The sequence below is a fragment of the Lysinibacillus sp. GJ-1 genome, assembly GCF_021166035.1.
In the GTDB taxonomy this organism is placed as follows: domain Bacteria; phylum Bacillota; class Bacilli; order Bacillales_A; family Planococcaceae; genus Lysinibacillus; species Lysinibacillus sphaericus.
This window is the reverse complement of record NZ_CP088912.1, coordinates 214,986-240,453: the sequence shown is the minus strand read 5'-3', so window position 1 is coordinate 240,453 and position 25,468 is coordinate 214,986. Positions and strand designations below refer to the sequence as shown.

The 25,468-nt window shown below is 42.4% G+C and carries 11 protein-coding genes, 20 tRNA genes, 3 rRNA genes, 1 pseudogene and 3 riboswitches; of the genes and pseudogenes, 3 read left to right on the top strand and 32 right to left on the bottom strand.

Annotated elements, in window-relative coordinates:
• Position 1: 1 nt before the first annotated feature.
• Positions 2-835 carry an ABC transporter ATP-binding protein gene (locus tag LO754_RS01135; RefSeq protein WP_231785415.1) on the top strand — a complete coding sequence of 278 codons (834 nt, stop codon included), beginning with the start codon at positions 2-4 and terminating at the stop codon, positions 833-835.
• Between the two features lie 137 nt (positions 836-972).
• On the opposite strand, the gene LO754_RS01130 is transcribed toward LO754_RS01135, so the two are convergent.
• The 3 genes from LO754_RS01130 to LO754_RS01120 all read right to left on the bottom strand — a co-directional run bounded on the left by LO754_RS01130 (position 973) and on the right by LO754_RS01120 (position 5,130).
• On the bottom strand, positions 973-2,271 hold the full coding sequence (locus LO754_RS01130) for a nucleobase:cation symporter-2 family protein (protein ID WP_231785414.1): 1,299 nt from the start codon (positions 2,269-2,271) through the stop codon (positions 973-975).
• Positions 2,271-2,855 carry a xanthine phosphoribosyltransferase gene (locus LO754_RS01125; protein ID WP_024360834.1) on the bottom strand — a complete coding sequence of 195 codons (585 nt, stop codon included), beginning with the start codon at positions 2,853-2,855 and terminating at the stop codon, positions 2,271-2,273. The genes LO754_RS01130 and LO754_RS01125 overlap by 1 nt, the downstream gene beginning before the upstream one ends.
• Positions 2,856-2,986: 131 nt before the next feature.
• Positions 2,987-3,088: riboswitch (purine riboswitch) on the bottom strand.
• Positions 3,089-3,306: 218 nt separating this feature from the next.
• The gene (locus LO754_RS01120; RefSeq protein WP_231785413.1) at positions 3,307-5,130 is read right to left on the bottom strand and encodes an APC family permease; all 1,824 of its coding nucleotides are present in this window, start codon (positions 5,128-5,130) and stop codon (positions 3,307-3,309) included.
• Positions 5,131-5,304: 174 nt separating this feature from the next.
• A riboswitch (cyclic di-AMP (ydaO/yuaA leader) is annotated at positions 5,305-5,450 on the bottom strand.
• A gap of 319 nt (positions 5,451-5,769) precedes the next feature.
• Between LO754_RS01120 and LO754_RS01115 the strand changes: the two are divergent.
• Positions 5,770-6,987, top strand: a pseudogene (locus LO754_RS01115) (Nramp family divalent metal transporter); the annotation flags it as partial.
• Between the two features lie 200 nt (positions 6,988-7,187).
• On the opposite strand, the gene LO754_RS01110 reads toward LO754_RS01115, so the two are convergent.
• Complete coding sequence (locus LO754_RS01110; protein ID WP_231785412.1) at positions 7,188-8,573, bottom strand: amino acid permease; 1,386 nt, start codon at positions 8,571-8,573, stop codon at positions 7,188-7,190.
• Between the two features lie 159 nt (positions 8,574-8,732).
• A riboswitch (Lysine riboswitch) is annotated at positions 8,733-8,908 on the bottom strand.
• Positions 8,909-9,086: 178 nt separating this feature from the next.
• Here LO754_RS01110 and LO754_RS01105 point away from each other — a divergent pair.
• Positions 9,087-10,292, top strand: coding sequence for a CynX/NimT family MFS transporter (locus tag LO754_RS01105; protein ID WP_231785411.1), 1,206 nt, complete (start codon positions 9,087-9,089; stop codon positions 10,290-10,292).
• Positions 10,293-10,334: 42 nt separating this feature from the next.
• Here the strand turns inward: LO754_RS01105 and LO754_RS01100 are convergent, their stop codons facing one another.
• The 28 genes from LO754_RS01100 to LO754_RS00965 all read right to left on the bottom strand — a co-directional run bounded on the left by LO754_RS01100 (position 10,335) and on the right by LO754_RS00965 (position 25,458).
• A complete protein-coding gene (locus tag LO754_RS01100; protein WP_305068879.1) occupies positions 10,335-11,381 on the bottom strand; it encodes a nitric oxide synthase oxygenase in 1,047 nt (348 codons plus the stop codon).
• Positions 11,382-11,604: 223 nt separating this feature from the next.
• A tRNA-Glu gene (locus tag LO754_RS01095) sits at positions 11,605-11,669 on the bottom strand.
• 4 nt (positions 11,670-11,673) lie between these two features.
• Positions 11,674-11,750: transfer RNA gene (locus LO754_RS01090), tRNA-Asn, on the bottom strand.
• Positions 11,751-11,761: 11 nt separating this feature from the next.
• Positions 11,762-11,835 (bottom strand) — tRNA-Ile (locus LO754_RS01085).
• A 2-nt stretch (positions 11,836-11,837) separates the two neighbouring features.
• A tRNA-Gly gene (locus LO754_RS01080) sits at positions 11,838-11,911 on the bottom strand.
• An 8-nt stretch (positions 11,912-11,919) separates the two neighbouring features.
• Positions 11,920-11,992: transfer RNA gene (locus LO754_RS01075), tRNA-Phe, on the bottom strand.
• A gap of 6 nt (positions 11,993-11,998) precedes the next feature.
• Positions 11,999-12,090, bottom strand: a tRNA-Ser gene (locus tag LO754_RS01070).
• Between the two features lie 105 nt (positions 12,091-12,195).
• Positions 12,196-12,272 (bottom strand) — tRNA-Pro (locus tag LO754_RS01065).
• A gap of 9 nt (positions 12,273-12,281) precedes the next feature.
• A tRNA-Arg gene (locus LO754_RS01060) sits at positions 12,282-12,358 on the bottom strand.
• Positions 12,359-12,371: 13 nt separating this feature from the next.
• Positions 12,372-12,460, bottom strand: a tRNA-Leu gene (locus LO754_RS01055).
• A 5-nt stretch (positions 12,461-12,465) separates the two neighbouring features.
• Positions 12,466-12,540, bottom strand: a tRNA-Gly gene (locus tag LO754_RS01050).
• A gap of 51 nt (positions 12,541-12,591) precedes the next feature.
• Positions 12,592-12,673: transfer RNA gene (locus LO754_RS01045), tRNA-Leu, on the bottom strand.
• Between the two features lie 8 nt (positions 12,674-12,681).
• Positions 12,682-12,754, bottom strand: a tRNA-Lys gene (locus LO754_RS01040).
• 15 nt (positions 12,755-12,769) lie between these two features.
• Positions 12,770-12,844, bottom strand: a tRNA-Gln gene (locus tag LO754_RS01035).
• An 11-nt stretch (positions 12,845-12,855) separates the two neighbouring features.
• Positions 12,856-12,931, bottom strand: a tRNA-His gene (locus LO754_RS01030).
• 36 nt (positions 12,932-12,967) lie between these two features.
• Positions 12,968-13,041 (bottom strand) — tRNA-Trp (locus LO754_RS01025).
• A gap of 14 nt (positions 13,042-13,055) precedes the next feature.
• Positions 13,056-13,139, bottom strand: a tRNA-Tyr gene (locus LO754_RS01020).
• A gap of 6 nt (positions 13,140-13,145) precedes the next feature.
• Positions 13,146-13,221, bottom strand: a tRNA-Thr gene (locus LO754_RS01015).
• A gap of 11 nt (positions 13,222-13,232) precedes the next feature.
• Positions 13,233-13,305, bottom strand: a tRNA-Asp gene (locus LO754_RS01010).
• A gap of 11 nt (positions 13,306-13,316) precedes the next feature.
• A tRNA-Met gene (locus LO754_RS01005) sits at positions 13,317-13,391 on the bottom strand.
• 26 nt (positions 13,392-13,417) lie between these two features.
• Positions 13,418-13,493 (bottom strand) — tRNA-Val (locus tag LO754_RS01000).
• A 13-nt stretch (positions 13,494-13,506) separates the two neighbouring features.
• Positions 13,507-13,622, bottom strand: a 5S ribosomal RNA gene (gene rrf, locus LO754_RS00995).
• Between the two features lie 66 nt (positions 13,623-13,688).
• Positions 13,689-16,609: ribosomal RNA gene (locus tag LO754_RS00990) — 23S ribosomal RNA — on the bottom strand.
• A gap of 307 nt (positions 16,610-16,916) precedes the next feature.
• Positions 16,917-18,458, bottom strand: a 16S ribosomal RNA gene (locus LO754_RS00985).
• Together the 16S, 23S and 5S rRNA genes with 20 tRNA genes alongside form the textbook arrangement of a ribosomal RNA operon.
• A gap of 718 nt (positions 18,459-19,176) precedes the next feature.
• Entirely contained in the window at positions 19,177-21,033 is a 1,857-nt protein-coding gene (locus LO754_RS00980) for an SLC13 family permease (protein ID WP_231785409.1), read from the bottom strand.
• Positions 21,034-21,178: 145 nt separating this feature from the next.
• Positions 21,179-22,447 (bottom strand): imidazolonepropionase, encoded by a 1,269-nt coding sequence (hutI, locus tag LO754_RS00975; RefSeq protein ID WP_231785408.1) that lies wholly within the window; start codon positions 22,445-22,447, stop codon positions 21,179-21,181.
• Positions 22,444-24,114, bottom strand: a complete 1,671-nt coding sequence (gene hutU, locus LO754_RS00970) for a urocanate hydratase (protein WP_231785407.1) — start codon at positions 24,112-24,114, stop codon at positions 22,444-22,446. Before hutU ends, hutI begins: the two co-directional genes overlap by 4 nt.
• A 15-nt stretch (positions 24,115-24,129) precedes the next feature.
• Complete coding sequence (locus LO754_RS00965) at positions 24,130-25,458, bottom strand: YjiH family protein (RefSeq protein ID WP_231785406.1); 1,329 nt, start codon at positions 25,456-25,458, stop codon at positions 24,130-24,132.
• Positions 25,459-25,468: the final 10 nt, after the last annotated feature.

Below are 25,468 nucleotides of genomic sequence, written 5' to 3'. Positions count from 1 at the left end.
TATGAAGCCAACACATACATTTCGAGCGGAGCAAATTACTGCTGGTTACGACAATAAAACGATTTTACAAGACGTTAGTGTAACGATTCCTAGCAATAAAATAAGCATAATTATCGGAGCCAACGGTTGTGGAAAATCCACGCTACTAAAAACGTTGGCACGACTCATTACGCCGACTTCAGGGCAAGTAACGTTAGATGGGCAAGCTATTCAAAAAATGCCACCGAAGCAACTTGCCAAAATACTTGGCTTGTTACCACAAAGCCCTATCGTTCCAGAAGGAATAACAGTTGCGGATTTAGTTGGTAGAGGGCGCTTCCCCCATCATAGCTTTTTAAAAGGTTGGTCTAAAAAAGATTATGAGGCTGTCGCAGAAGCGATGGAAATGATGAACATTACAGAATTTGCTGATCGCCATATTGATGAATTATCAGGTGGGCAAAGACAGCGCGTATGGATTGCCATGGCATTAGCGCAACAAACAGATATTTTATTTTTAGATGAGCCAACAACGTACTTAGATATTACGTACCAAGTAGAAATTTTAGATTTACTGACAGATTTAAATCGTAAATATGGCACAACGATTGTCATGGTGTTACACGACATTAACTTATCAGCACGTTATGCAGATTATATATTTGCCCTACATGAAGGGAAGCTCGTGGCAGAAGGACCGCCATCTGACATTATTACTAATTCATTAATTAAAGATATATTCGCACTAGACTGTATGGTAATCGAAGACCCCGTTTCGAACTCACCATCCGTCGTGCCAATCGGACGACACCACAACCACACTGACAGCATAGCGCTGAAAGCAAAATCATGCTAACGAAATCGCAAGCCGTTTTATTGACAAGACAAGGTAAATTGAACAGAAGTTTGACGCTTGTTTCATTTCCCTTGTCTTGTTTCTTTTTCTCATCAAACAATGCCACCTCCTTTTATCAGGAAGTGGCATTGTTTGATTTAAATTTCCCCATGCATTGGGTCATTTTTATGCTTTGGCCCAATCATGTTAAATAAAATGTTTAAGATAATCGCTGTAACCGAACCACAGACAATACCATTTGACGTAAGAACCGATACGTATGATGGCAGTTCCTTGAAAATATCTGGAACAACCGATACACCTACACCAAGGCCAACTGCAATCGCTGCAATCATGGCGTTTTCCGCTGATTCATTCATCACAGGTACAAGCATCCCCATACCTTGTGTAATAACCATACCGAACATCGCCAACATTGCCGCACCAAGTACTGGTGTTGGAATAATTGTTGTGAGTGCTGCGATTTTTGGTAAGAAGCCAAGTGCTACTAGTAAACCACCTGTGATGTAGATGACTTTGCGATCTTTTACGCCAGACATACGCGTAAGTCCTACGTTTTGTGAGAATGTAGTATATGGGAAGGCATTGAAAATACCACCAATAACAGAAGCAAGACCTTCTGAACGATAACCACGTGCTAAATCTTTTGAATCTAGTTTTTTACTGCAAATATCGCTCAGTGCAAAATAGACACCGGAAGATTCTACTAAAGAAACCATCGCGACAAGCGTCATCGTTAAAATCGCAGTCGCATCAAACGTCGGCATTCCAAAATAGAACGGTTGAACCATATGGAATACACCCGCATCTGACACCGGACTGAAATCCACTTTGCCCATAAATACGCCGAGCACTGTACCAACAACTAAGCCAATTAAAATTGAAATCGCACGCACAAAGCCTGTAGTAAAACGGTAAACGACTAAAATAATTACTAATGTAATAAATGCTAAAGCAACATTAGAACTCGATGCAAAGTCTTCTGCACCTTGTCCACCCGCCATATTGTTCAATGCAACTGGTAATAAAGAGATACCAATAATGGACACAACAGAACCTGTTACAACTGGTGGGAAGAATTTTACAAGCTTACCGAAGAAGCCTGCAATGACCATAACGATTAAACCTGATGCAATAATGGAGCCATAAATGTCTGTAATACCTTGTTCAGGGTTTGTCCCAATTGCAATAATTGGACTTACTGCTGTAAAGGTACATCCTAGAACTACTGGTAAACCAATACCGATAAATTTACCTGAATACACTTGAAGTAATGTTGCGATCCCACACATCATAATGTCAATCGCTACTAAATAAGTCATTTGCTTTGAATCAAAACCTAAAGCGCCACCAATAATAAGCGGAACTAAAATCGCACCTGCATACATCGCAAGTAAATGTTGAATAGCTAGCGTCGTTGACTTAAAGGCATTCATTACGCGCGATCCTCCGTTGCAAATGTTACTTTGCCGTCTTCTAAAGAATCCACAATTGCTAATGATTCAACGCGAACACCTTGCTCACGTAATAATTTACCACCGTCTTGGAAGCCTTTTTCAATCACGATGCCGACACCGACAACATGAGCCCCTGCTTGCGCTGCAATATCTAGTAAGCCTTTTACCGCTTCACCATTTGCTAAGAAATCGTCAACAATTAAAACATTGTCATCTTCACTTAAAAAATTACAAGATACTGAAATATCATTCGTTTCGTTTTTTGTGAAAGAATGTACTTTTGACGAATAGAGATTGTCTGATAATGTTAAAGATTTACGTTTACGGGCAAATACTACCGGTGCACCGATTTCAAGACCTAACATTACAGAAGGTGCAATTCCTGAAGATTCAATTGTTAACACTTTTGTAATGATTTCATCAGAGAAGCGATTTGCAAACTCGTGCCCAATTTCTTTCATAAGCTGTGGATCGATTTGATGATTTAAAAAAGAATCAACTTTTAATACAGACGAAGATAAAACTTTACCTTCCTGCATAATTTTGTCATGTAATAACTTCATTGCTGCTTTTCCTTCTTTCATAAAATAATAAAAACGCTGAATACTTTGATTCCATTCATCTACGAGTGGAGCAAGGCATTCAGCGCAAAAACGTCGAAACTAATAGAAAACATCATCGCTAGTATGAGTTTTTCTAAAGCAATGCTACCCATAGTCGATTCATTTACGGTAAATCGGTAGAAACTTACGAGCCATATTCTCGCTATTATATGAGTGAAACAGTATTAAGCTGGTTGAACTTTCTTATTATAAATATCCATTTTTATAATTTCAATATGAATATGCATAATAAGCAGATGCATATCTTCTTTCGGCAGATGCTTATATCTACCACTGAAAAAAGTTTAAATTTTCGGAATTTAATGGTATTTACACATTATTTCATGGTAAACGTTCGTGTTTTGCAATCAATGCTCTGATTATATCAGACTATTTTCGACCTTGCTAGTCATTATTTAGATAAATGGAAAGGTACTGTCATAATGACGACATTTTTGTGAAATAACAGCGATGTACGAATTAATAGACTCGATTGATTGTGTAGCATATGATGCCAACCTTTCTTCGGTAAAAACTGTGGAATGACCACAGTTACTTGATAGCCCGTTTTCGCATATTGGTGCTCTACCTTATCAATAAATTTTTTTAAAGGTTGCGTAATGCTTCGATATGGCGAATAGTACGTAACGAGACGTATATCGGGTTGCCATGCCTTCCACTTCTCTTCAAAAGCTTTGGCATCAGCCTGATCAAATGCTACATAAAAGGCTATAATTTTTTCTACATTCAATGATTGCACATAATGCAGTGAATTTTCTACCACTTTCGTAATCCCCGCTACCGGTACAATAAAAACATTTCCATCTACTATCGGCAATGCTTCTCCATTTAGTCGTAGTTGCTCTCCGACTGCATTGTAATGTTGCTTAATGCGATGGAACATCCAAATAATCATTGGTAAAAAGATAAATACTGGCCATACTTGAGGTAATTTTGTAACAAAGAACATCATCGCCACTACAAAGGAAATGGCTGCACCTATTGTATTTATAACGAATTTCATCACCCAACCATTTGGCTTTTCACGCCACCATTTTCGCATCATTCCAGTCTGCGCTAATGTAAATGGTATAAAGACACCTACTGCATAAAGAGGAATTAAATGCTCTGTAGCACCATCGAACAACACAATAAGGACAATCGCTGCTAATCCGAGCATCATAATCCCGTTAGAATAGCCAAGGCGATCTCCACGAATTTGAAAAATTCTTGGTATAAAGCCGTCTCTTGATAAATTGACTGCGAGTAAAGGGAAGGCTGAATAACCCGTATTGGCAGCAAGCACTAAAATCATAGCTGTCGTACCTTGCACGATATAATAAAAAACATTGCGTCCAACACTCGCTTCGGCAATTTGTGAGACAACCGTTGCCTGAGCGTTTGGTACAACTCCGTAGAAATAGGCTAAGGACACAATACCAATAAACAGCACGGCTAATATACTCCCCATTGCTAATAGCGTTTTCGCTGCATTATTTGGTGCAGGGCTTTTAAAATTCGGGATAGCATTGGATATCGCTTCTACGCCCGTCAATGCCGAGCTTCCTGAAGCAAAAGCCTTTAATAATAAAAACAAACTAATGCCCGCAACTGGCGTCCCGATTTTTGGATGCAACTCAGCAGGAACTTGCCCCGTTGCGACGTTATAGATACCTATTCCAATAAGCATTAACATCACAACAACGAACAAATATACGGGATACGCTAAAACGGATGCTGATTCTGTAACGCCACGTAAATTTAATAGTGTTAGGCAAATAACAAAAAACACTGCAATCGGTACATTATAAGCATGTAAACTTGGGAATGCTGATGTAATAGCATCTGTCCCCGCAGAAACACTTACTGCAACCGTTAAAATATAATCAACGAGTAATGACCCACCCGCTACAAGACCTGCATTAACGCCTAAGTTTTCGCGGGACACTACATATGCTCCACCACCATGTGGATAGGCGAAAATAACTTGTCGATAGGATAACGTGAGTGCCACAAGTAGCACCACTACACCTGCTGCAATCGGTAACGAATACCAAAAGGCAACCGTACTTACTGTCATGAGCACAAGTAAAATTTGCTCTGGTCCGTATGCTACTGATGACAATGCATCAGATGATAATATAGCCAATGCCTTTGTTTTACTAAGCTTTTGTTCCCCTAATGCATCGGATCTCAATGGTTTACCGATAACATAACGTTTGAATGAGGATTTCATTTTTAACACCTTCTAGATTTTTAGAGTGTGTTTCGCCTTTCTAAATCAATTACACCTTTGCATAATCGCTCTTTCTAGCTACTGGGGCTTTGGGTGCCAAATGACAACAAAAAACGTCTACAAGTCATCACTAAATACGACTTGTAGACGTTGTAACGTCTGACAAGCTCCAACTTTTCTGCTCTTAACGCTTACGAGGTTAGCTGTCGGATTCGAGTATGAGTAGCCCTACTCTTGTAAAGAGATTCACCCCAAGAATTGTAGAGACAATCCATCAAAATTGGGTCCCCCGCGTTTAGTTGCTTCAGCGATTTAGAAATTTGAAACTTTTATAATGATGTCATATTACGCCTGTATTAATAAAAAGTAAAGAACAGATTATACGGTTTTCGTAAATTTTTTCCTTATATGTAGAAGCCCATTACTGGTATACGTTTCGGATTATTTTTGCTGATTTCCATGGTTTTATCCGCGATTTAACTCACTTCAGCAGTGATTTCCCTTTGTTTTTTGGCAATGCTAAAAAAATTGAGCAAACTTCTTCACATTTTTCAGTTCTAGCTATAGAATAGTAGTATCATTATTTTCCTATAGGAAACTTTATTTCACTTACGATACTTTTTGAAACGAGGGAACAACATGGCCTATATACCGATTAATAAGTCGGCAGCCGAAGCTGTTTTAGATGGCGACATAAAAGGCTGGCAACGGATTTTACCCTTTCTAGGTCCGGCATTTATTGCAGCGGTTGCCTATATAGATCCCGGCAACTTTGCCACAAATATTACGGCTGGCTCACAGTACGGTTATTTACTTCTTTGGGTTATTGCCTTTTCCAACTTAATGGCTGTACTAATTCAATCTTTATCAGCAAAACTTGGCATTGCAACAGGAAAAAATTTGCCGGAAATAGCAAGAGAGAACTTTTCTAAAAAAACTTCAATATTTTTATGGATACAGGCTGAACTTGTAATTATCGCAACTGATCTTGCAGAGTTTATCGGTGCTGCCCTCGGTCTATATTTATTATTTAACATCCCAATGCTACCAGCGGCACTAATTACGGCAGTCGGCTCATTCGCCATTTTAGAGCTACAACGCAGAGGTTTTAGAGCTTTCGAAGCTGGTATTTCTGGTATGGTGCTAATTGTAGTGCTCGCATTTGCGTTCCAGACATTTTTAGCCCAACCAAATTGGGGTGAAGTGACACTCGGAATGCTGACACCACATTTCGATGGAGTCGATTCCCTATTACTTGCAACAGGTATTTTAGGAGCTACTGTTATGCCGCATGCAATCTATTTACATTCTTCCTTAACACAAAATCGCGTTATTGGTCGTAATGACAATGAAAAACGACGTATTTTCCGTTTCGAGTTTATTGATATTGTAATTGCAATGATTATTGCTGGGGCGATTAATATGAGCATGCTGATTATTGCAGCAGCGGTGTTTCATACGCAAGGATTAGTAGTTGAGGATTTAGACATTGCCTATAATGGATTACGAGATGCACTTTACCTATGGCAGCCGTTTCTTTCGTTGGTCTTCTTATTGCAGGGCTTGCAAGTTCTTCTGTTGGTACACTAGCAGGAGATGTTGTCATGCAAGGCTTTATCCAACGTAGAATTCCTCTCTATTTGCGCAGAGCCATTACAATGATTCCACCATTGGTCATTATTGCATCTGGCGTCAATGCAACCTATGCGCTTGTATTAAGCCAAGTAATCCTGTCATTCGGTATTGCCTTTGCGCTTATCCCGCTTGTGATGTTCACAAGTAAAAAGGACATTATGGGTAGCCTCGTCAATCACCGTATCACAACAACTCTTGGCTGGTGTGTCGTTGTCATCGTCGTAGCGTTAAATATCTACCTATTATGGGAAACGCTATTTGCTTAATATAATAAAGATGAAATAATAGAAAAAGTGTTAAAGTGACTGCGTCACTTTAACACTTTTTGCTATGACAATTAGCTGTTACTGCGAGGTTCATTGTCAAATAGATGTGTACAACAAAAATAAAAACTGCCCTAACATTTAGGACAGTTCTCATTATTATTTTTCCACTTTTAAATCGCATTTTTGTAGTGGAATCATTTTTGTTTTATGTTTTATTTTATAGCCTAGCCACAGTATAACAAAGAGTGGGATACCAATATATGAAACAAGCACGCCATACCAGTCAATTGAATCACCCGTGAATGCTGTATAGTTTTGGCCAATGACAACAATCATACATACGGTGAAAGCAAAGAGCGGACCAAATGGATATAGCTTTGCCTTGTATGGTAGTAATTTCGGATCCAGCCCTTGTGCTTCAAACGCTCGACGGAAGCGATAATGGCTAAAGGCAATACCAAGCCATGCAATGAAGCCTGACATCCCAGAAGCGTTTAGAAGCCACATATAGACAACGCCATCACCAAAAAATGATGCTAAAAATGCTAGACAGCCTACTGCCAATGTAAGCAGTAATGCATAAATTGGAATGCCACGACGGCTTAATTTTGTGAAAATTTTAGGTGCATGTCCATCTACCGCTAATTGCCATAACATGCGGGATGATGCATATAAACCAGAGTTACCTGCAGACAACATTGCAGTTAAAATAATTGCATTCATTAATGAGGCAGCAAAAGCAATGCCTAAGCGATCGAATACTAATGTAAATGGAGATACCGCAATATCTTCAGATAATAAACGCGAATCCGTAAATGGAATCAACATCCCAATCGCCGCAATAGCTAAAATATAAAATAAAATAATACGCCAGAAGACAGATTTTACAGCCTTTGGAATATTCTTTCCAGGGTCATCCGTTTCTCCAGCAGTGATACCTAATAATTCTGTTCCTTGGAACGAGAAACCAGCTGCTAAAAATATACCGAATGTTGCAAGGAAGCCACCATGGAATGGACCATCACTTATAAAGAAATTCGTGAAACCAACCGGTGCTTGCCCTCCTAAAATACCAAAAATCATCAATAGGCTGACGATAATAAAAACAACAACAGTCGCCACTTTTATCATGGCAAACCAATATTCACTTTCACCATAGCTTCTAACAGATAGTAAATTGAATGTTAGTACAATCACAATAAATACTACTGTCCATAGTGCAGAGGAACTGTCAGGAAACCAATACTTCATAATAAGCGAAACAGCTGCAATTTCTGCTGCAATTGTGATCGCCCAGTTATACCAGTAGTTCCAACCAAGGGCAAAGCCAAGTGCAGGATCTACGAATTTTGTTGCATACGTACTAAATGAACCCGATGACGGCATATAGGCTGCCATTTCGCCCAGGCTAGTCATTAAAAAGTACACCATTATACCGATTAATGCGTAAGCAAGTAGTGCACCACCTGGTCCAGCCTGTGCAATAGCGCCACCGCTTGCTAAAAATAGCCCAGTCCCAATTGTACCGCCTAATGAAATCATCGTAATATGACGGCTTTTTAATTCTTTTTCAGCTTCGGTGCTTTATGGTAAGCTGATTAACTTTTATCTCACTCACGTTAAAGCTTCCTTCCTTTTATAAGAGGCAAAAAAATGCCATCACATGAACGTTGTGATGGCTAAGTAAATCCTCTGTTTCTTCAAAATGATAGCGCAACACGTTGTCCAACGTGACAGTTCTGTTCCTTTCGGAGACAGCCCCAGCATGAGGTTTTCAAGTCCCCTCACACTTCGGCGATATTTCCTTTCAGCTAACATCTTTAATGCTTGTCATTTCCATTAGCGTACTCATAAATACCGCGACCTCTACCTCAATACAAACATGAGGCATATAATTATTAAATTTATGATGTCTCTTAGTTTAACATACGACCTTAGACATTTCAATAAAACCATTAATGTTCCGTATTTTATGAATTTTCTACTATTTTTAATAGTGTGATAAAGTGTTATAGTGGTTCGAATTATAATTGTTCTATCAGGGAGGTACAAGTTTTGACAACGAACGAACAATCTACTTATCCTAGCAAAAAGATTAACTGGAAGGGAACAACCCTACTGTTGGTCATCGGTGTAATTTTTCTAGCATCTACATTACGTATGCCCTTAACAGTTGTAGGTCCAATTATATCCTTTATACGTGAAGATCTCGGTATATCCAATGTACTTGCAGGCTTCCTTACAACGATACCATTACTTGCATTCGCAATAGTATCCCCTTTTGCACCAGTAGTTGCAAGAAAACTCGGACTTGAATTAACACTATTTTTATCAACAATTTTATTAGCAGTAGGAATTGTCCTGCGTTCACTTGGGACAACGGGATTACTCGTATTTGGTACAATGATTATTGGTGTCGCCATTTCATTCGGTAACGTCCTTATTCCAGGTCTACTAAAATTAAAATTTCCATATCATGTTGGTTTACTAATGGCGTTTTATACAATGTCTATGAATTTAACGGCGGGAATCGGTGCTGGTATTAGCTATCCTATAGCGAATGCAGTACTGGGCTGGCAAGGTGCACTTGCTATTGCCCTAGCGCTAGTCATATTAACAATTGTGATTTGGTTACCCCAATTAAAGTTTAATAAACCTGAGCCAACTGTAGTCTCTACAAAAGCGCGTATACCATTGTGGAAATCACCAGTTACTTGGGCAGTTACTGGGGCAATGGGGCTACAATCGTTATTATTTTATACTACCGCAGCTTGGATTCCTGAAATTTATATTGCACAAGGCGTAGCCGCTGATCGTGCGGGTTGGATGTTTTCCATCATGCAAATTTCACAAGTGCCTATGGCATTAGTTGTGCCTATCATTGCTAGCAAAATGACATCTCAGCGACCACTCGTTTTAATGTTTACAGCATTTTATGTCATCGGTTTTACAGGCGTTGTGATGGAATGGACTAGTCTTGCTGTGTTATGGATGATATTGCTTGGTTTAGCAGGTGGGGCTTCATTTGCACTTGCCATGATGTTCTTTACATTACGTACACGTACAGCTTTTGAGGCGGCAGATTTATCTGGCTTTGCACAATCATTAGGTTATTTATTAGCCGCAGTTGGTCCAATTTTATTTGGCTATTTACATGATTTATTTGGCGGCTGGGATATCGCTGGGTGGCTATTTGTTGCCGTTACAGCTCTACTCTTCTTCTGTTCATTTAGAGCTTCTAAAAATGAATATATCAATTAATACGAGGCAGTTCATTTTCTACAATGAGCTGCCTCTTCATCATTAGTATGGGGGTTTTTGGTAAAAATAATTAGGTGTATGATAGACATTTACATACGGCTTATGGAAAATATGTGTCGTTGCAGGCGACAATGGTGGAATCAACCAAGTCCAGTTGCCTGTTAAATCGCGCCCTGCCTTGTGCTCTGCTTCTTCAAATAGCTTAAATTGCTGTGCTGCGGTATGATGATCAACAATACTTACGCCATCTTCTTTAAAGGAATGAAGAACAGCAATATTTAATTCTACTAGCGCACGATCACGCCAAAGAGATGCTTGCTTTGTTGTATCAAGATTAAAAATTTCTGCTATCTTCGGTAACATATCATAACGATCATGATCAGCTAAATTCCGTGCTCCAATTTCTGTCCCCATATACCAGCCATTAAAGGGGGCTGCCTGAAAGTCAATACCCGCCATTTGAAAGCGCATGCTCGATATAATTGGCACCGCATACCACTTCATTCCTAGTTCTTCTACCTTAGGATGTTCAGGGTGACGAATCACAACCTCTAATACATCACCACTTGGGATTGGAAACCATTGCGGTTTTCGGCTATCTACTTGAATCACGAGTGGTAGCACATCAAATGCTGTTCTTGCTCCCTGCCAGCCAAGTGACTCGCACACTTTTGTAAATGGCACCGAATGGGAATCACCAATAATCCCTGCTTCTGTTTCATAACCTGCATAACGTATAAGCTGGTGATTCCATATTTTTACTCTATCAGAGGCAAATACCGTTATAGTCGGACGAATCTTACCGCCATTTGTTGCATATCGAATATGGTGAAGTAATTTCTCAAAAATAGCATGCTCATCTAAAACCTCACGAGCATCCTCAACATGAAGTGATTGCCAAAATAATCTCCCAATACATTTATTACTATTACGCCATGCTACTCTTGCGCCAAAAGTAAGCTCTTCCGTTGTAGGAATATATGCTCCCTCTGTGACAACTTGCTGTAATCTATTTGTAAGCCATTGTTCTGACTCATTTTGTTCCAATTGATAAAGTGCTAAAAAACGTTGTACCTCTTGTAAATTCATATCGTTTTCCTCCATCTATCCCCATATTAGATGAACAGCATACAATTCACCACGAAAAAATCCGTAAGAAAACATACATCTTTTATATATGAAATACTTTGTTCAAATTTAAAACGGCAAATTAAAAGTTAGATGATTTACACAATACTTAATGCCTTAATGACAATAATTAAATGCTTAAAAAACAAAAAAAAGCATGTAGCAAAATTTGCTACATGCTTGATGACCTACGGGATTCGAACCCGTGTTACCGCCGTGAAAGGGCGGTGTCTTAACCGCTTGACCAAGGTAGTGGCTCCGAAGGCAGGACTCGAACCTGCGACAACCTGATTAACAGTCAGGTGCTACTACCAACTGAGCTACTTCGGAATAATTTTAAAATGGTATAAATGGACTCGAACCATCGACCTCACGCTTATCAGGCGTGCGCTCTAACCAGCTGAGCTATAGACCTCTTGGAGCGGGTGATGAGAATCGAACTCACGACATCAGCTTGGAAGGCTGAGGTTTTACCATTAAACTACACCCGCAAAAATGATGGGTCAGGACGGAATCGAACCGCCGACACTTAGAGCTTCAATCTAATGCTCTACCAACTGAGCTACTGACCCGGAAAATGGAGGAGGTAGAGGGATTCGAACCCCGCGCGGTGTTACCCGCCTGTCGGTTTTCAAGACCGATCCCTTCAGCCAGACTTGGGTATACCTCCGGAATAAAACAATTATGGTGGAGCCTAGCGGGATCGAACCGCTGACCTCCTGCGTGCAAGGCAGGCGCTCTCCCAGCTGAGCTAAGGCCCTATTTGTTAAAAAGATGGTCGGAATGACAGGATTCGAACCTACGACCCCTTGGTCCCAAACCAAGTGCTCTACCAAGCTGAGCTACATTCCGTTCATTTATTGGCGCGCCCGGCAGGAGTCGAACCCACAACCTTCTGATCCGTAGTCAGACGCTCTATCCAATTGAGCTACGGGCGCTAAATATTAAAAATGGTGCCGAGGGCCGGAATCGAACCGGCACGGTAGTCACCTACCGCAGGATTTTAAGTCCTGTGCGTCTGCCAGTTCCGCCACCCCGGCACATTTGGAGCGGAAGACGAGGTTCGAACTCGCGACCCCCACCTTGGCAAGGTGGTGTTCTACCACTGAACTACTTCCGCATGTGCATAAGATTATTTATCCTGGCAATTATAAATTTAAAATATAGATGATGCGGGTGAAGGGAGTCGAACCCCCACGCCTTGCGGCGCTAGATCCTAAGTCTAGTGCGTCTGCCAATTCCGCCACACCCGCAAATATGATGAGCCATGAAGGACTCGAACCTTCGACCCTCTGATTAAAAGTCAGATGCTCTACCAACTGAGCTAATGGCTCATATTAAGAAATAAATGGCTGGGGTACTAGGATTCGAACCTAGGCATGACGGAATCAAAATCCGTTGCCTTACCGCTTGGCTATACCCCAATATTTTATTATGGGGCGACTGATGGGAATCGAACCCACGAATGTCGGAACCACAATCCGATGCGTTAACCACTTCGCCACAACCGCCATATGTAATATAACAGTAGTCTAACCTAAAAAATTTGGCAGGGGCAGTAGGAATCGAACCCACACCAAAGGTTTTGGAGACCTCTATTCTACCGTTGAACTATGCCCCTATTGAATAAAGAGCTGGTGGAGGGGGACGGATTCGAACCGCCGAACCCTAAGGAGCGGATTTACAGTCCGCCGCGTTTAGCCACTTCGCTACCCCTCCAAGGGATGGTGCCGGCGATAGGAGTCGAACCCACGACCTACTGATTACAAGTCAGTTGCTCTACCAACTGAGCTACACCGGCACAAATAAGGACGGTCCCGACCGGGATCGAACCGGCGATCTCCTGCGTGACAGGCAGGCATGTTAACCGCTACACCACGGGACCTTAATTTTATTTGGTTGCGGAGACAGGATTTGAACCTGTGACCTTCGGGTTATGAGCCCGACGAGCTACCACTGCTCCACCCCGCGATAATAGTACTTTCATAATAAATAAATGGTGGAGGATGACGGGCTCGAACCGCCGACCCTCTGCTTGTAAGGCAGATGCTCTCCCAGCTGAGCTAATCCTCCACATAAAAAATAAGCGAAGCGACGTCCTACTCTCACAGGGGGAAGCCCCCAACTACCATCGGCGCTAAAGAGCTTAACTTCCGTGTTCGGTATGGGAACGGGTGTGACCTCTTTGCCATCATCACTTCACTTATTCAGTTGAAAGAACTCGTTCTCTCAAAACTGGATAAACGTTCATTGAATGTTTCAAACTTTTTGGTTAAGTCCTCGATCGATTAGTATTCGTCAGCTCCATGTGTCACCACACTTCCACCTCGAACCTATCTACCTCATCGTCTTTGAGGGATCTTACTTACTTGCGTAATGGGAAATCTCATCTTGAGGGGGCTTCATGCTTAGATGCTTTCAGCACTTATCCCGTCCACACATAGCTACCCAGCGATGCCTTTGGCAAGACAACTGGTACACCAGCGGTGTGTCCATCCCGGTCCTCTCGTACTAAGGACAGCTCCTCTCAAATTTCCTACGCCCACGACGGATAGGGACCGAACTGTCTCACGACGTTCTGAACCCAGCTCGCGTACCGCTTTAATGGGCGAACAGCCCAACCCTTGGGACCGACTACAGCCCCAGGATGCGATGAGCCGACATCGAGGTGCCAAACCTCCCCGTCGATGTGGACTCTTGGGGAGATAAGCCTGTTATCCCCGGGGTAGCTTTTATCCGTTGAGCGATGGTACTTCCATGCGGAACCACCGGATCACTAAGCCCGTCTTTCGACCCTGCTCGACTTGTAGGTCTCGCAGTCAAGCTCCCTTGTGCCTTTACACTCTACGAATGATTTCCAACCATTCTGAGGGAACCTTTGGGCGCCTCCGTTACCTTTTAGGAGGCGACCGCCCCAGTCAAACTGTCCGCCTGACACTGTCTCCTGCCCCGCTAAGGGGCATGGGTTAGAATTTCAATACAACCAGGGTAGTATCCCACCGACGCCTCCTTCGAAGCTGGCGCTCCGAGATCTCTGGCTCCTACCTATCCTGTACAAGTTGTACCAAAATTCAATATCAGGCTACAGTAAAGCTCCACGGGGTCTTTCCGTCCTGTCGCGGGTAACCTGCATCTTCACAGGTACTATAATTTCACCGAGTCTCTCGTTGAGACAGTGCCCAGATCGTTACGCCTTTCGTGCGGGTCGGAACTTACCCGACAAGGAATTTCGCTACCTTAGGACCGTTATAGTTACGGCCGCCGTTTACTGGGGCTTCAATTCGCAGCTTCGCTTGCGCTAACCACTCCTCTTAACCTTCCAGCACCGGGCAGGCGTCAGCCCCTATACGTCACCTTACGGTTTTGCAGAGACCTGTGTTTTTGCTAAACAGTCGCCTGCCTATTCACTGCGGCTCTCATGCGCTTGCACGCTCAAGAGCACCCCTTCTCCCGAAGTTACGGGGTCATTTTGCCGAGTTCCTTAACGAGAGTTCTCTCGCACACCTTAGGATTCTCTCCTCGACTACCTGTGTCGGTTTGCGGTACGGGCACCTCTCACCTCGATAGAGGCTTTTCTTGGCAGTGTGAAATCAGGAACTTCGTCCATACGGACTCGCCATCACAGCTCAACGTTACAGTGTGCGGATTTGCCTACACACACGCCTTACTGCTTGGACGCGCACAACCAACGGCGCGCTTACCCTATCCTACTGCGTCCCCCCATTTCTCAAACGGTGAGGAGGTGGTACAGGAATATCAACCTGTTGTCCATCGCCTACGCCTATCGGCCTCGGCTTAGGTCCCGACTAACCCTGAGCGGACGAGCCTTCCTCAGGAAACCTTAGTCATACGGTGGACGGGATTCTCACCCGTCTTTCGCTACTCATACCGGCATTCTCACTTCTAAGCGCTCCACCAGTCCTTCCGGTCTGACTTCAACGCACTTAGAACGCTCTCCTACCACTGACATCGTAGATGTCAATCCACAGCTTCGGTGAATCGTTTAGCCCCGATACATTTTCGGCGCAGCGTCACTCGACCAGTGAGCTATTACGCACTCTTTAAATGATGGCTGCTTCTAAGCCAACATCCTGGTTGTCTGTGCAACGCCACATCCTTTTCCACTTAACGATTACTTTGGGACCTTAGCTGGTGGTCTGGGCTGTTTCCCTTTTGACTACGGATCTTATCACTCGCAGTCTGACTCCCGTGTATAAATATCTGGCATTCGGAGTTTGTCTGAATTCGGTAAACCGGGATACCCCTAGTCCAAACAGTGCTCTACCTCCAGTATTCTCATCACGAGGCTAGCCCTAAAGCTATTTCGGAGAGAACCAGCTATCTCCAAGTTCGATTGGAATTTCTCCGCTACCCACACCTCATCCCCGCACTTTTCAACGTGCGTGGGTTCGGCCTCCAGTAAGTGTTACCTCACCTTCACCCTGGACATGGGTAGATCACCTGGTTTCGGGTCTACGACCACGTACTAATTCGCCCTATTCAGACTCGCTTTCGCTGCGGCTCCGCCTTCTAAAGCTTAACCTCGCACGTAATCGTAACTCGCCGGTTCATTCTACAAAAGGCACGCTATCACCCATTAACGGGCTCTAACTACTTGTAGGCACACGGTTTCAGGATCTCTTTCACTCCCCTTCCGGGGTGCTTTTCACCTTTCCCTCACGGTACTGGTTCACTATCGGTCACTAGGTAGTATTTAGCCTTGGGAGATGGTCCTCCCGGATTCCGACGGAATTTCACGTGTTCCGCCGTACTCAGGATCCACTCTGGAGGGAACGAACTTTCGACTACAGGGCTTTTACCTGCTCTGGCGGACCTTTCCAAGTCGCTTCATCTAACTCATTCCTTTGTAACTCCGTATAGAGTGTCCTACAACCCCAAGAGGCAAGCCTCTTGGTTTGGGCTCTTCCCGTTTCGCTCGCCGCTACTCAGGGAATCGATTTTTCTTTCTCTTCCTCCAGGTACTTAGATGTTTCAGTTCCCTGGGTCTGCCTTCAAGACGCTATGTATTCACGTCAAGATACTACGCGATTAAACGTAGTGGGTTCCCCCATTCGGAAATCTCCGGATCAAAGCTCACTTACAGCTCCCCGAAGCATATCGGTGTTAGTGCCGTCCTTCTTCGGCTCCTAGTGCCAAGGCATTCGCCGTGCGCCCTTAATAACTTAACCTATCGGCTTCCAATCCACTGCGCATTTCGTTGTCAGCTTCTCTCGTTCAATCAGTCACGTACGTAAGTACGCTCCTTCATTCACTCGTTCGCTTCCTAGAACTGCTTGTGTCTTGAAACCCTATTTAGTTATTAAGCCTAAAAAACTTAATTAAAAAATAAATGTGTTTGTTACAATTTCAATGTCGTTTTATCCAGTTTTCAAAGAACAAATTTTGAAGTGTTTCATTCAGAAGAATGAACCTTCAAAACTGAACGCAAAACGTAATCTTACAAACCCAAGGTTTGTATTCCGAAAATATCCTTAGAAAGGAGGTGATCCAGCCGCACCTTCCGATACGGCTACCTTGTTACGACTTCACCCCAATCATCTATCCCACCTTCGGCGGCTGGCTCCAAAAGGTTACCTCACCGACTTCGGGTGTTACAAACTCTCGTGGTGTGACGGGCGGTGTGTACAAGGCCGGGAACGTATTCACCGCGGCATGCTGATCCGCGATTACTAGCGATTCCGGCTTCATGTAGGCGAGTTGCAGCCTACAATCCGAACTGAGAACGACTTTATCGGATTAGCTCCCTCTCGCGAGTTGGCAACCGTTTGTATCGTCCATTGTAGCACGTGTGTAGCCCAGGTCATAAGGGGCATGATGATTTGACGTCATCCCCACCTTCCTCCGGTTTGTCACCGGCAGTCACCTTAGAGTGCCCAACTAAATGATGGCAACTAAGATCAAGGGTTGCGCTCGTTGCGGGACTTAACCCAACATCTCACGACACGAGCTGACGACAACCATGCACCACCTGTCACCGTTGTCCCCGAAGGGAAAACCATATCTCTACAGTGGTCAACGGGATGTCAAGACCTGGTAAGGTTCTTCGCGTTGCTTCGAATTAAACCACATGCTCCACCGCTTGTGCCCGTCAATTCCTTTGAGTTTCAGTCTTGCGACCGTACTCCCCAGGCGGAGTGCTTAATGCGTTAGCTGCAGCACTAAGGGGCGGAAACCCCCTAACACTTAGCACTCATCGTTTACGGCGTGGACTACCAGGGTATCTAATCCTGTTTGCTCCCCACGCTTTCGCGCCTCAGTGTCAGTTACAGACCAGATAGTCGCCTTCGCCACTGGTGTTCCTCCAAATCTCTACGCATTTCACCGCTACACTTGGAATTCCACTATCCTCTTCTGCACTCAAGTCTCCCAGTTTCCAATGACCCTCCACGGTTGAGCCGTGGGCTTTCACATCAGACTTAAGAAACCACCTGCGCGCGCTTTACGCCCAATAATTCCGGACAACGCTTGCCACCTACGTATTACCGCGGCTGCTGGCACGTAGTTAGCCGTGGCTTTCTAATAAGGTACCGTCAAGGTACAGCCAGTTACTACTGTACTTGTTCTTCCCTTACAACAGAGTTTTACGAACCGAAATCCTTCTTCACTCACGCGGCGTTGCTCCATCAGGCTTTCGCCCATTGTGGAAGATTCCCTACTGCTGCCTCCCGTAGGAGTCTGGTAGTGTCTCAGTCCCAGTGTGGTGATCACCCTCTCAGGTCGGCTACGCATCGTTGCCTTGGTGAGCCGTTACCTCACCAACTAGCTAATGCGCCGCGGTCATCCTATAGCGACAGCGAGATGCCGTCTTTCAGTATTGTCCCATGAGGGACAAAAGATTATTCGGTATTAGCCCCGGTTTCCCGGAGTTATCCCAAACTATAGGGTAGGTTGCCCACGTGTTACTCACCCGTCCGCCGCTAACGTCAAAGGAGCAAGCTCCTTCTCTGTTCGCTCGACTTGCATGTATTAGGCACGCCGCCAGCGTTCGTCCTGAGCCAGGATCAAACTCTCCATAAAAGAAATTTGATTAGCTCAAATTGTTTTGCTGGCATCAATTTTGATGTCCAAAATTTTGTTTTGTTCACTAACGAAGTTAGCTAGTAAAAACTATATTGATTACGTTTTGCTTGTTCAGTTTTCAAGGTTCATTTTGTCACCGTTTGTTTTTAGCGACTTTTATATAATAACATTTTCTTTTTTTATTGTCAACAAGTTTTTTTAAAACTTTTTATCTTCTTTCAGAAGCGACAACTTTTATATCGTACTATTTACAAACATTCTTGTCAACACTTTTTTGTAATGTTTTTAAGAAGTTTGTGTTATTAATGTTACGTCGTCTTAGCGACAAGTAATAATTTATCATGATTCTATAACCTTTGCAAGTGTTTTTTCTATAAAAATATCAAATTATATTAAATACCTTTATATAATTATACTTTATAAATTAGAAAATCGAAAACCTTCCTATATATATGCCCAATTTTTTTATTGTCCTATTAATTCTACTTTCTTTTTAAAACGCGCATCTTTCTTTACTCGAATGCCTAGCTTTACATAAAGGATTATTCCTAAAATAAATAAGTTCTTATATAAAACAAACCTCATCCCTCTTTCTCGTTTTCATTATACAAATTTCTATTTGCTTTAAATCTAATGCCATTGCTTTTCGCTTTCCACTGTAGCTTAACTAACACTACAGTGGAAAACAGCAAGAAACTAAACAAAAATACAAATTCTAAAATGGAAAGAAAAATGGCACTGCAAGCATCATCACAATAAACATAATAACTTGTAAAGGTACGCCAATCTTTACAAAATCCATAAATTTATAGCCACCAGCAGTCATAACTAACGCATTAGTAGGTGAGGCAATTGGCGTGGCAAACGCCATACTTGCTGCTACCGCTACACCAATCATAAAGGTTGTAGGATTTGCATCCATTGCAATCGCTGCGTTCATAGCAATGGGTGCAAACAAAACAGCGGTTGCGGTATTACTAATAAATTGACCAAAAATAACTGTCAGTACATAAATACCTATCAATACCCCGTAAGGACCGTATTTACCAAGAACATCAATGATGCCGTTGGATAAAATAACCATGCCCCCTGTTTTCTCTAATGCTGTAGCCATCGGAAGCATTGCCGCAACGAGTACAATACTTTCAAAATTCATATTGTTATACGCATCTTCCATATTCCGCAAACAGCCAGTTATAATCATCAATACTGCCCCAACCATAACGGAAATAACAGCAGGGAATACTTCAAAAGCCATGAGCCCAATCATTAAAAGCATAATCGCACCAGCTATTCCTGCTTTACCAGTTGCCGCTGCAACACTCGCATGCTCTTTCGGTTGACCGACAACAACAACGTCCTGTGTCTCTCGAGCAAGCACTAATATTTCATCCCATGCGCCTTGTACTAAGATGGCATCTCCAAATTTCAACTTATGCGTCACCATATCTTGAAGCTTATAGCTACCTCTATGGTTAATGCCAATAATATTGAGATTATACTTTTCTCGGAATCCTAGTGAACTGACCGTCTCATTAATAAAACTTGAATTTGGCGTTAATAGCACTTCCGCAATACCAAGATGCTTTGTTACCAACTCATCCGCTTCATTCTCAGTCAATTCTTGCATCACTAAACCGTAATCTGCAGTTAAATTACCAATCGCCCCTTCCTCACCTTGTACATAGAGCTCATCTAAAGCATGGATTACACTCGTTGGGCCTGCCATTTCTTGATAGGTCATCGGGAGTAAATTGATTCCATCTTGTGATTTACGGTGAATTTTCATCATACAAAGTCCATATTTTGCGGGAAGCTTTAATTCTGCCAGTGATGTTCCTATAATTGTAGAATCCTCAGGTACAAACACCTTAAATAATCGATTGTTTAAATCATATTGCTTCATAATTTTCTTTGGCGAGAGCTTATAGCCAGTAGATGTTTGCGTTCTTTTTTTATCATTTGGTAACAGAATATTACGCACAAGCACCAAATATAAAATACCGACAATCATCCCAACTAGGCTAATAGGCGTCACCTCAAAAAACCCAAGCTTCGGATAGCCTTGATCGACTAAAAGCTGGCTGACAATTAAATTGGGCGGGGAAGCAATTAATGTCATTAAGCCCGATAAACTAGCGACATAAGATAGTGGTAATAAAAACTTTGAAGGACTTTCCTTCATACTAATCGCGATGCTGACAACAATCGGCATCATCAAAGCAACTGTACCCGTATTACTCATAAAAGCACCTACAGAGCCTACAATAATGAGCAATAGGATAAATAACTTGAGCTCGCTATTACCTGACCATTTCAATAATAGTTGTCCAGCCATTGCTGCAAGACCCGTACGCAAAATACCAGCACCAACTACAAAAAGGCCAGCAATCATTAGCACAACCGAATTTGAAAAGCCTGCCAAAGCCTCTGCTGGCGTTAAAATATTAGCGATAACAAATGCGAGAAGAGAGACAATAGCAACAAAATCTGCACGCACTCGATTCGTCATAAATACAATAATCGTCATTCCTAAAATAAGAAATGTTAATGTTAGCTGCACGCAAAGCATTCCTTTCTAACTATAGTAACAACTACATTCTATACGAAAAAAAGCATAAATAACGGAATTCTCCCTATTTATGCTTTTTCTGTAATATTTAATTGGTAAATCTATGCACAACTGAGATTAATCGTTCACCAAAACTCTTTATTTATTACAAAAGAATACCATGACGCACTACAACTTGCCCTTTTTTAATTACCGTATCGGTATGATTCATGCCGTAAAAGTATTGTAGCTGTTTGTAATTGGCAACATCCAATATAATAACATCCGCTTGTTTACCCGCTTCTAGCGTACCAATCTGGTGGCCTCTGTTCAATGCATGCGCGGCATTAATGGTCGTAGCAGTGATTACTTCCTCTAATGTCAACCCCATATGCATACAAGCTAAATTCATTATAAATGGCAAACTCATTGTCGGCGAAGAGCCCGGGTTAAAGTCTGTTGAGATGGCTACTGGCACTCCTTCATCAATCATTAACCTGCCTCTAGCAAACGGTGCGCGTAAGAAGAAGGCAGTGCCAGGTAGCAAGACGGCAATCGTTCCTGCTTCAGCCATATTTTGAATACCTTCATCCGAAGCAACTAACAAATGCTCTGCCGAGATAGCTCCCACATCAGCGGCTAATTCCGCACCGTTATACGGCTCTATTTCATCAGCATGAATTTTCGGTGTTAGTCCAAGCGCTTTACCCGCCTCTAAAATGCGTCTAGATTGCGCTGGTGTAAATACGCCTTTTTCACAAAACACATCATTGAATTCTGCAAGCTCTAATGCCGAAACTTTTGGCAGCATATCATTAATAATAACGTCGACAAATTCATCTTCTCGTCCTTTAAAATCGCGTGGAACCGCATGTGCGCCCATAAAGGTACTGATGACATCTACCACATGTGTGTCCTGTAGCTTTTTAGCTACTTCCAGTTGTTTCTTTTCCGTTTCCCAATCCAGACCGTAACCTGACTTCGCTTCCACAGTAGTCACACCATGCTTTAAAAAAACATCTAAATGGTGCATCGTTTTTTCATATAACGCTTCAAAACTTGTTTCTCGTGTGCGCTTTGTTGTAGCATGAATGCCTCCACCTGCATTCATAATGTCCATATAAGTGGAACCGTTAAGTCGCATATTAAATTCCTGCTCACGTGTACCGCCATGCACTAAATGTGTATGGCAATCCACAAGACCTGGCATGACAATCTTTCCAGATGCATCTATAACCTCTGCTTCCTCCACTAAATGAGGGAAATCTATAACTAACTGCTCGTAAGCCCCGACAGCGACAACCTGACTTCCCGCTACGAGCACACTTCCCTTTTCTACAACGGCAATCTCTCGCATTTGTTCTTTTATTCGAGGCTCTTGTAAAGCGCTTTTCAAAGTAATGACTTCATTTGCATTTTTAATTAAAAGGGTCATTTCACATCATCCTTTAACATTGGCATATGGACACCCTTATTCTTTGCTGTATTGATAGCAATGTCATAACCTGCATCTGCATGCCGAACAATGCCCATTCCAGGGTCTGAAATCAACACGCGCGCTATTTTCTCAGCCGCTAGTGTTGATCCATCAGCAACTAACACTTGACCTGCATGCTGTGAATAGCCCATTCCTACACCGCCACCATGGTGAACACTTACCCAGCTAGCTCCACTCGCTGTGTTAACAAGTGCGTTTAAAATCGGCCTATCGGATACTGCATCTGACCCATCCAACATTCCTTCTGTTTCACGGTTGGGAGAAGCCACCGAGCCAGAGTCTAAATGATCCCGTCCGAAAACAATTGGTGCAGACAACTCGCCATTTGCCACCATTTCATTTACCTTCAATGCAAAGCGATGGCGATCACCATACCCTAACCAGCAAATACGTGCAGGTAGTCCCTGCCATTTCACCATTTTTTGCGCCATATCAATCCAATTGACAAGACCTTCATCTTCAGCAAACATTTCTTTCGCTAAAGCATCTGTTTTATAAATATCTTCCGGATTACCAGAAAGTGCTGCCCAACGGAACGGCCTCTTACCTTCACAAAACAATGGACGAATATACGCTGGTACAAAGCCTGGGAAGTCAAAAGCATTTGTCACACCCATCTCTTTTGCGTAAGCACGAATATTATTACCGTAATCAAATACTTCAGCACCCGCCTGTTGAAATTCAAGCATTGTACGAACATGCTCTGCCATCGTTTCTTTCGCCTTATGCTCATACGTTTTGACATCATTTTTCCGTAACGCTAACGCTTCTTCAAACGTCATACCATTCGGTACATAGCCATTGATAGGGTCATGCGCAGATGTTTGGTCTGTCACAAAATCTGGAATGATACCTCGGTTTAACAATTCACGGTTAACATCTGCACAGTTGCCAACTAGCCCAATTGACGCTGGCTCCCGTTGAGCACGGAGTTGATTGACTAATGCCACCGCTTCATCTACTGTCTCAACAAGATAATCACAGTAGCCTTCTTTTATTTTTCGTTCAATACGAGCACGTTCCACTTCCACTACTAAAATGACTGCCCCTGCCATTTTCCCAGCTAAAGGCTGTGCACCACTCATACCACCCATACCACCAGTAAGAATGAATTTCCCGCGTAAGTCCGCACTACCAAACACTTTCTTTCCAGCCTCTACAAACGATAAATATGTGCCTTGTAAAATACCTTGAGCACCAATATATATCCAACTACCAGCAGTCATTTGACCGTACATCATTAAATCACGGTCCTCTAGCTCATAGAAATGCTCCCAATTGGACCATGCAGGCACTAAGTTTGAATTGGCGATTAAAACGCGTGGTGCATGTTCATGCGTACGGAAGACAGCTACTGGCTTACCCGATTGAATAAGCAATGTTTCATCATTCTCTAATTCTTTTAAAGAAGCAATGATTTGTTCATAGCTTTGCCAATTTCGCGCCGCTTTTCCTATTCCTCCATACACAATAAGCTCATCAGGATTTTCTGCAACTTCAGGATCTAGATTATTCATCAGCATGCGCATCGCCGCTTCCTGTGTCCAACCTTTACATGTTATTTCATTCCCTCTTGGTGCACGAATATTAGTTTTATATACCATTAAAAACACGCTCCTTTAAAATAGTAAAAATGCTATTGGTGTTACAATAATTAAAGATAAGACGACACGCTCAAACCAAATCAGCAAGATTTCACGCAATGTCAATGGAATTTCTGATGATAAGATCAGTGGAATCACAGCAGAAAAGAATAATATTGAAGAAATAGATACGACAGACACAATAAATTTCGTTATCAATGTTGCTTGTGTGACAACAAGTGCTGGTAAAAACACTTCCGCCAACGATAAAGACAATGCTTTCGCTGTTAAAAATGGTTCTGGAACTTGTAATACATATGTAAAAGGAACAAAAATATACGCAAGCCAATCAAAAACAGGCGTATATGTTGCGAGTACAAGCCCTAGAAGACCAATTGATAAAATAGAAGGCATAACAGCCATTGCCATCACAAGGCCATCCTTTAAATTCATCCATAAAATTTTTGCTAACGGCGGATTTTGCTCAACCGCCACCATCGCTTGACGCCACGCTTCTTTAAAACGATTTTGCATTACTATTTTTTCTGGCATCGGTGTCGAGCCTGCAAAGTATTCATCCTTCATTGAACGCAGTGGATACATACGTGCTGTTATTGCCGTAACTAGAAATGTCACAACGAGCGATACCCAAAAAAATGTATTCCAATGTGGCATAATATCGAGCGTGCTTGCAATGACAACCATAAATGTGGCAGATACAGTTGAAAAGCCTGTTGCAATAATTGCGGCCTCCTTCGCTGTATAACGACCTTCCATATAGACACGGTTCGTTAAAAGTAACCCGACTGAATAACTGCCAACAAATGAGGCTACTGCATCTACTGCCGAACGGCCAGGCGTCTTAAAAATAGGTTGCATAAAACGCTGTGTTAAAACACCAATAAATTCAAGTAACCCAAAGCTAACAAGAATAGCTAAAAATAAAGAGCCTATTGGAATAAGTACCCCTACTGGCTTAATTAGTTTCTCCATTAAGTAAGGGCTTATATTTTCATTGGCAAGCCATGCAGGAGCAACATTAAAAATTAGCAAAACCCCAGCTACCATTCCACCCACTTTAAAAATTGACAACAACATATCGATTGACGACTTTTTCCACCTATAAGAAATAAATGGATAGATTGCTCCTCCAACAAGCATCATAACCACATAAACAGTGACAAGCGAGGGTGCTTCTGTACGAATATAATTCACAATATGATCGATTAGAATTGTGTTTTTTCCATGCCATTCAAACGAAATGAAAAAGCTGAATATTCCGACTAAGCTACAGATAACCATTTTTATAATTGAGGAAACTCTAAATGACGAGTCGTGCCTCAACGCCTGTTGCTTATAATCCATCGCCGTCCTC

Coding starts and splice junctions, on each gene's coding strand:
- LO754_RS01135 (WP_231785415.1), top strand. CDS start 2: ATGAAGCCAACACATACATTTCGAGCGGAGCAAATTACTGCTGGTTAC.
- LO754_RS01130 (WP_231785414.1), bottom strand. CDS start 2,271: ATGAATGCCTTTAAGTCAACGACGCTAGCTATTCAACATTTACTTGCG.
- LO754_RS01125 (WP_024360834.1), bottom strand. CDS start 2,855: ATGAAGTTATTACATGACAAAATTATGCAGGAAGGTAAAGTTTTATCT.
- LO754_RS01120 (WP_231785413.1), bottom strand. CDS start 5,130: ATGAAATCCTCATTCAAACGTTATGTTATCGGTAAACCATTGAGATCC.
- LO754_RS01110 (WP_231785412.1), bottom strand. CDS start 8,573: ATGATTTCATTAGGCGGTACAATTGGGACTGGGCTATTTTTAGCAAGC.
- LO754_RS01100 (WP_305068879.1), bottom strand. CDS start 11,381: ATGAATTTACAAGAGGTACAACGTTTTTTAGCACTTTATCAATTGGAA.
- LO754_RS00980 (WP_231785409.1), bottom strand. CDS start 21,033: ATGCTTTGCGTGCAGCTAACATTAACATTTCTTATTTTAGGAATGACG.
- hutI (WP_231785408.1), bottom strand. CDS start 22,447: ATGACCCTTTTAATTAAAAATGCAAATGAAGTCATTACTTTGAAAAGC.
- hutU (WP_231785407.1), bottom strand. CDS start 24,114: ATGGTATATAAAACTAATATTCGTGCACCAAGAGGGAATGAAATAACA.
- LO754_RS00965 (WP_231785406.1), bottom strand. CDS start 25,458: ATGGATTATAAGCAACAGGCGTTGAGGCACGACTCGTCATTTAGAGTT.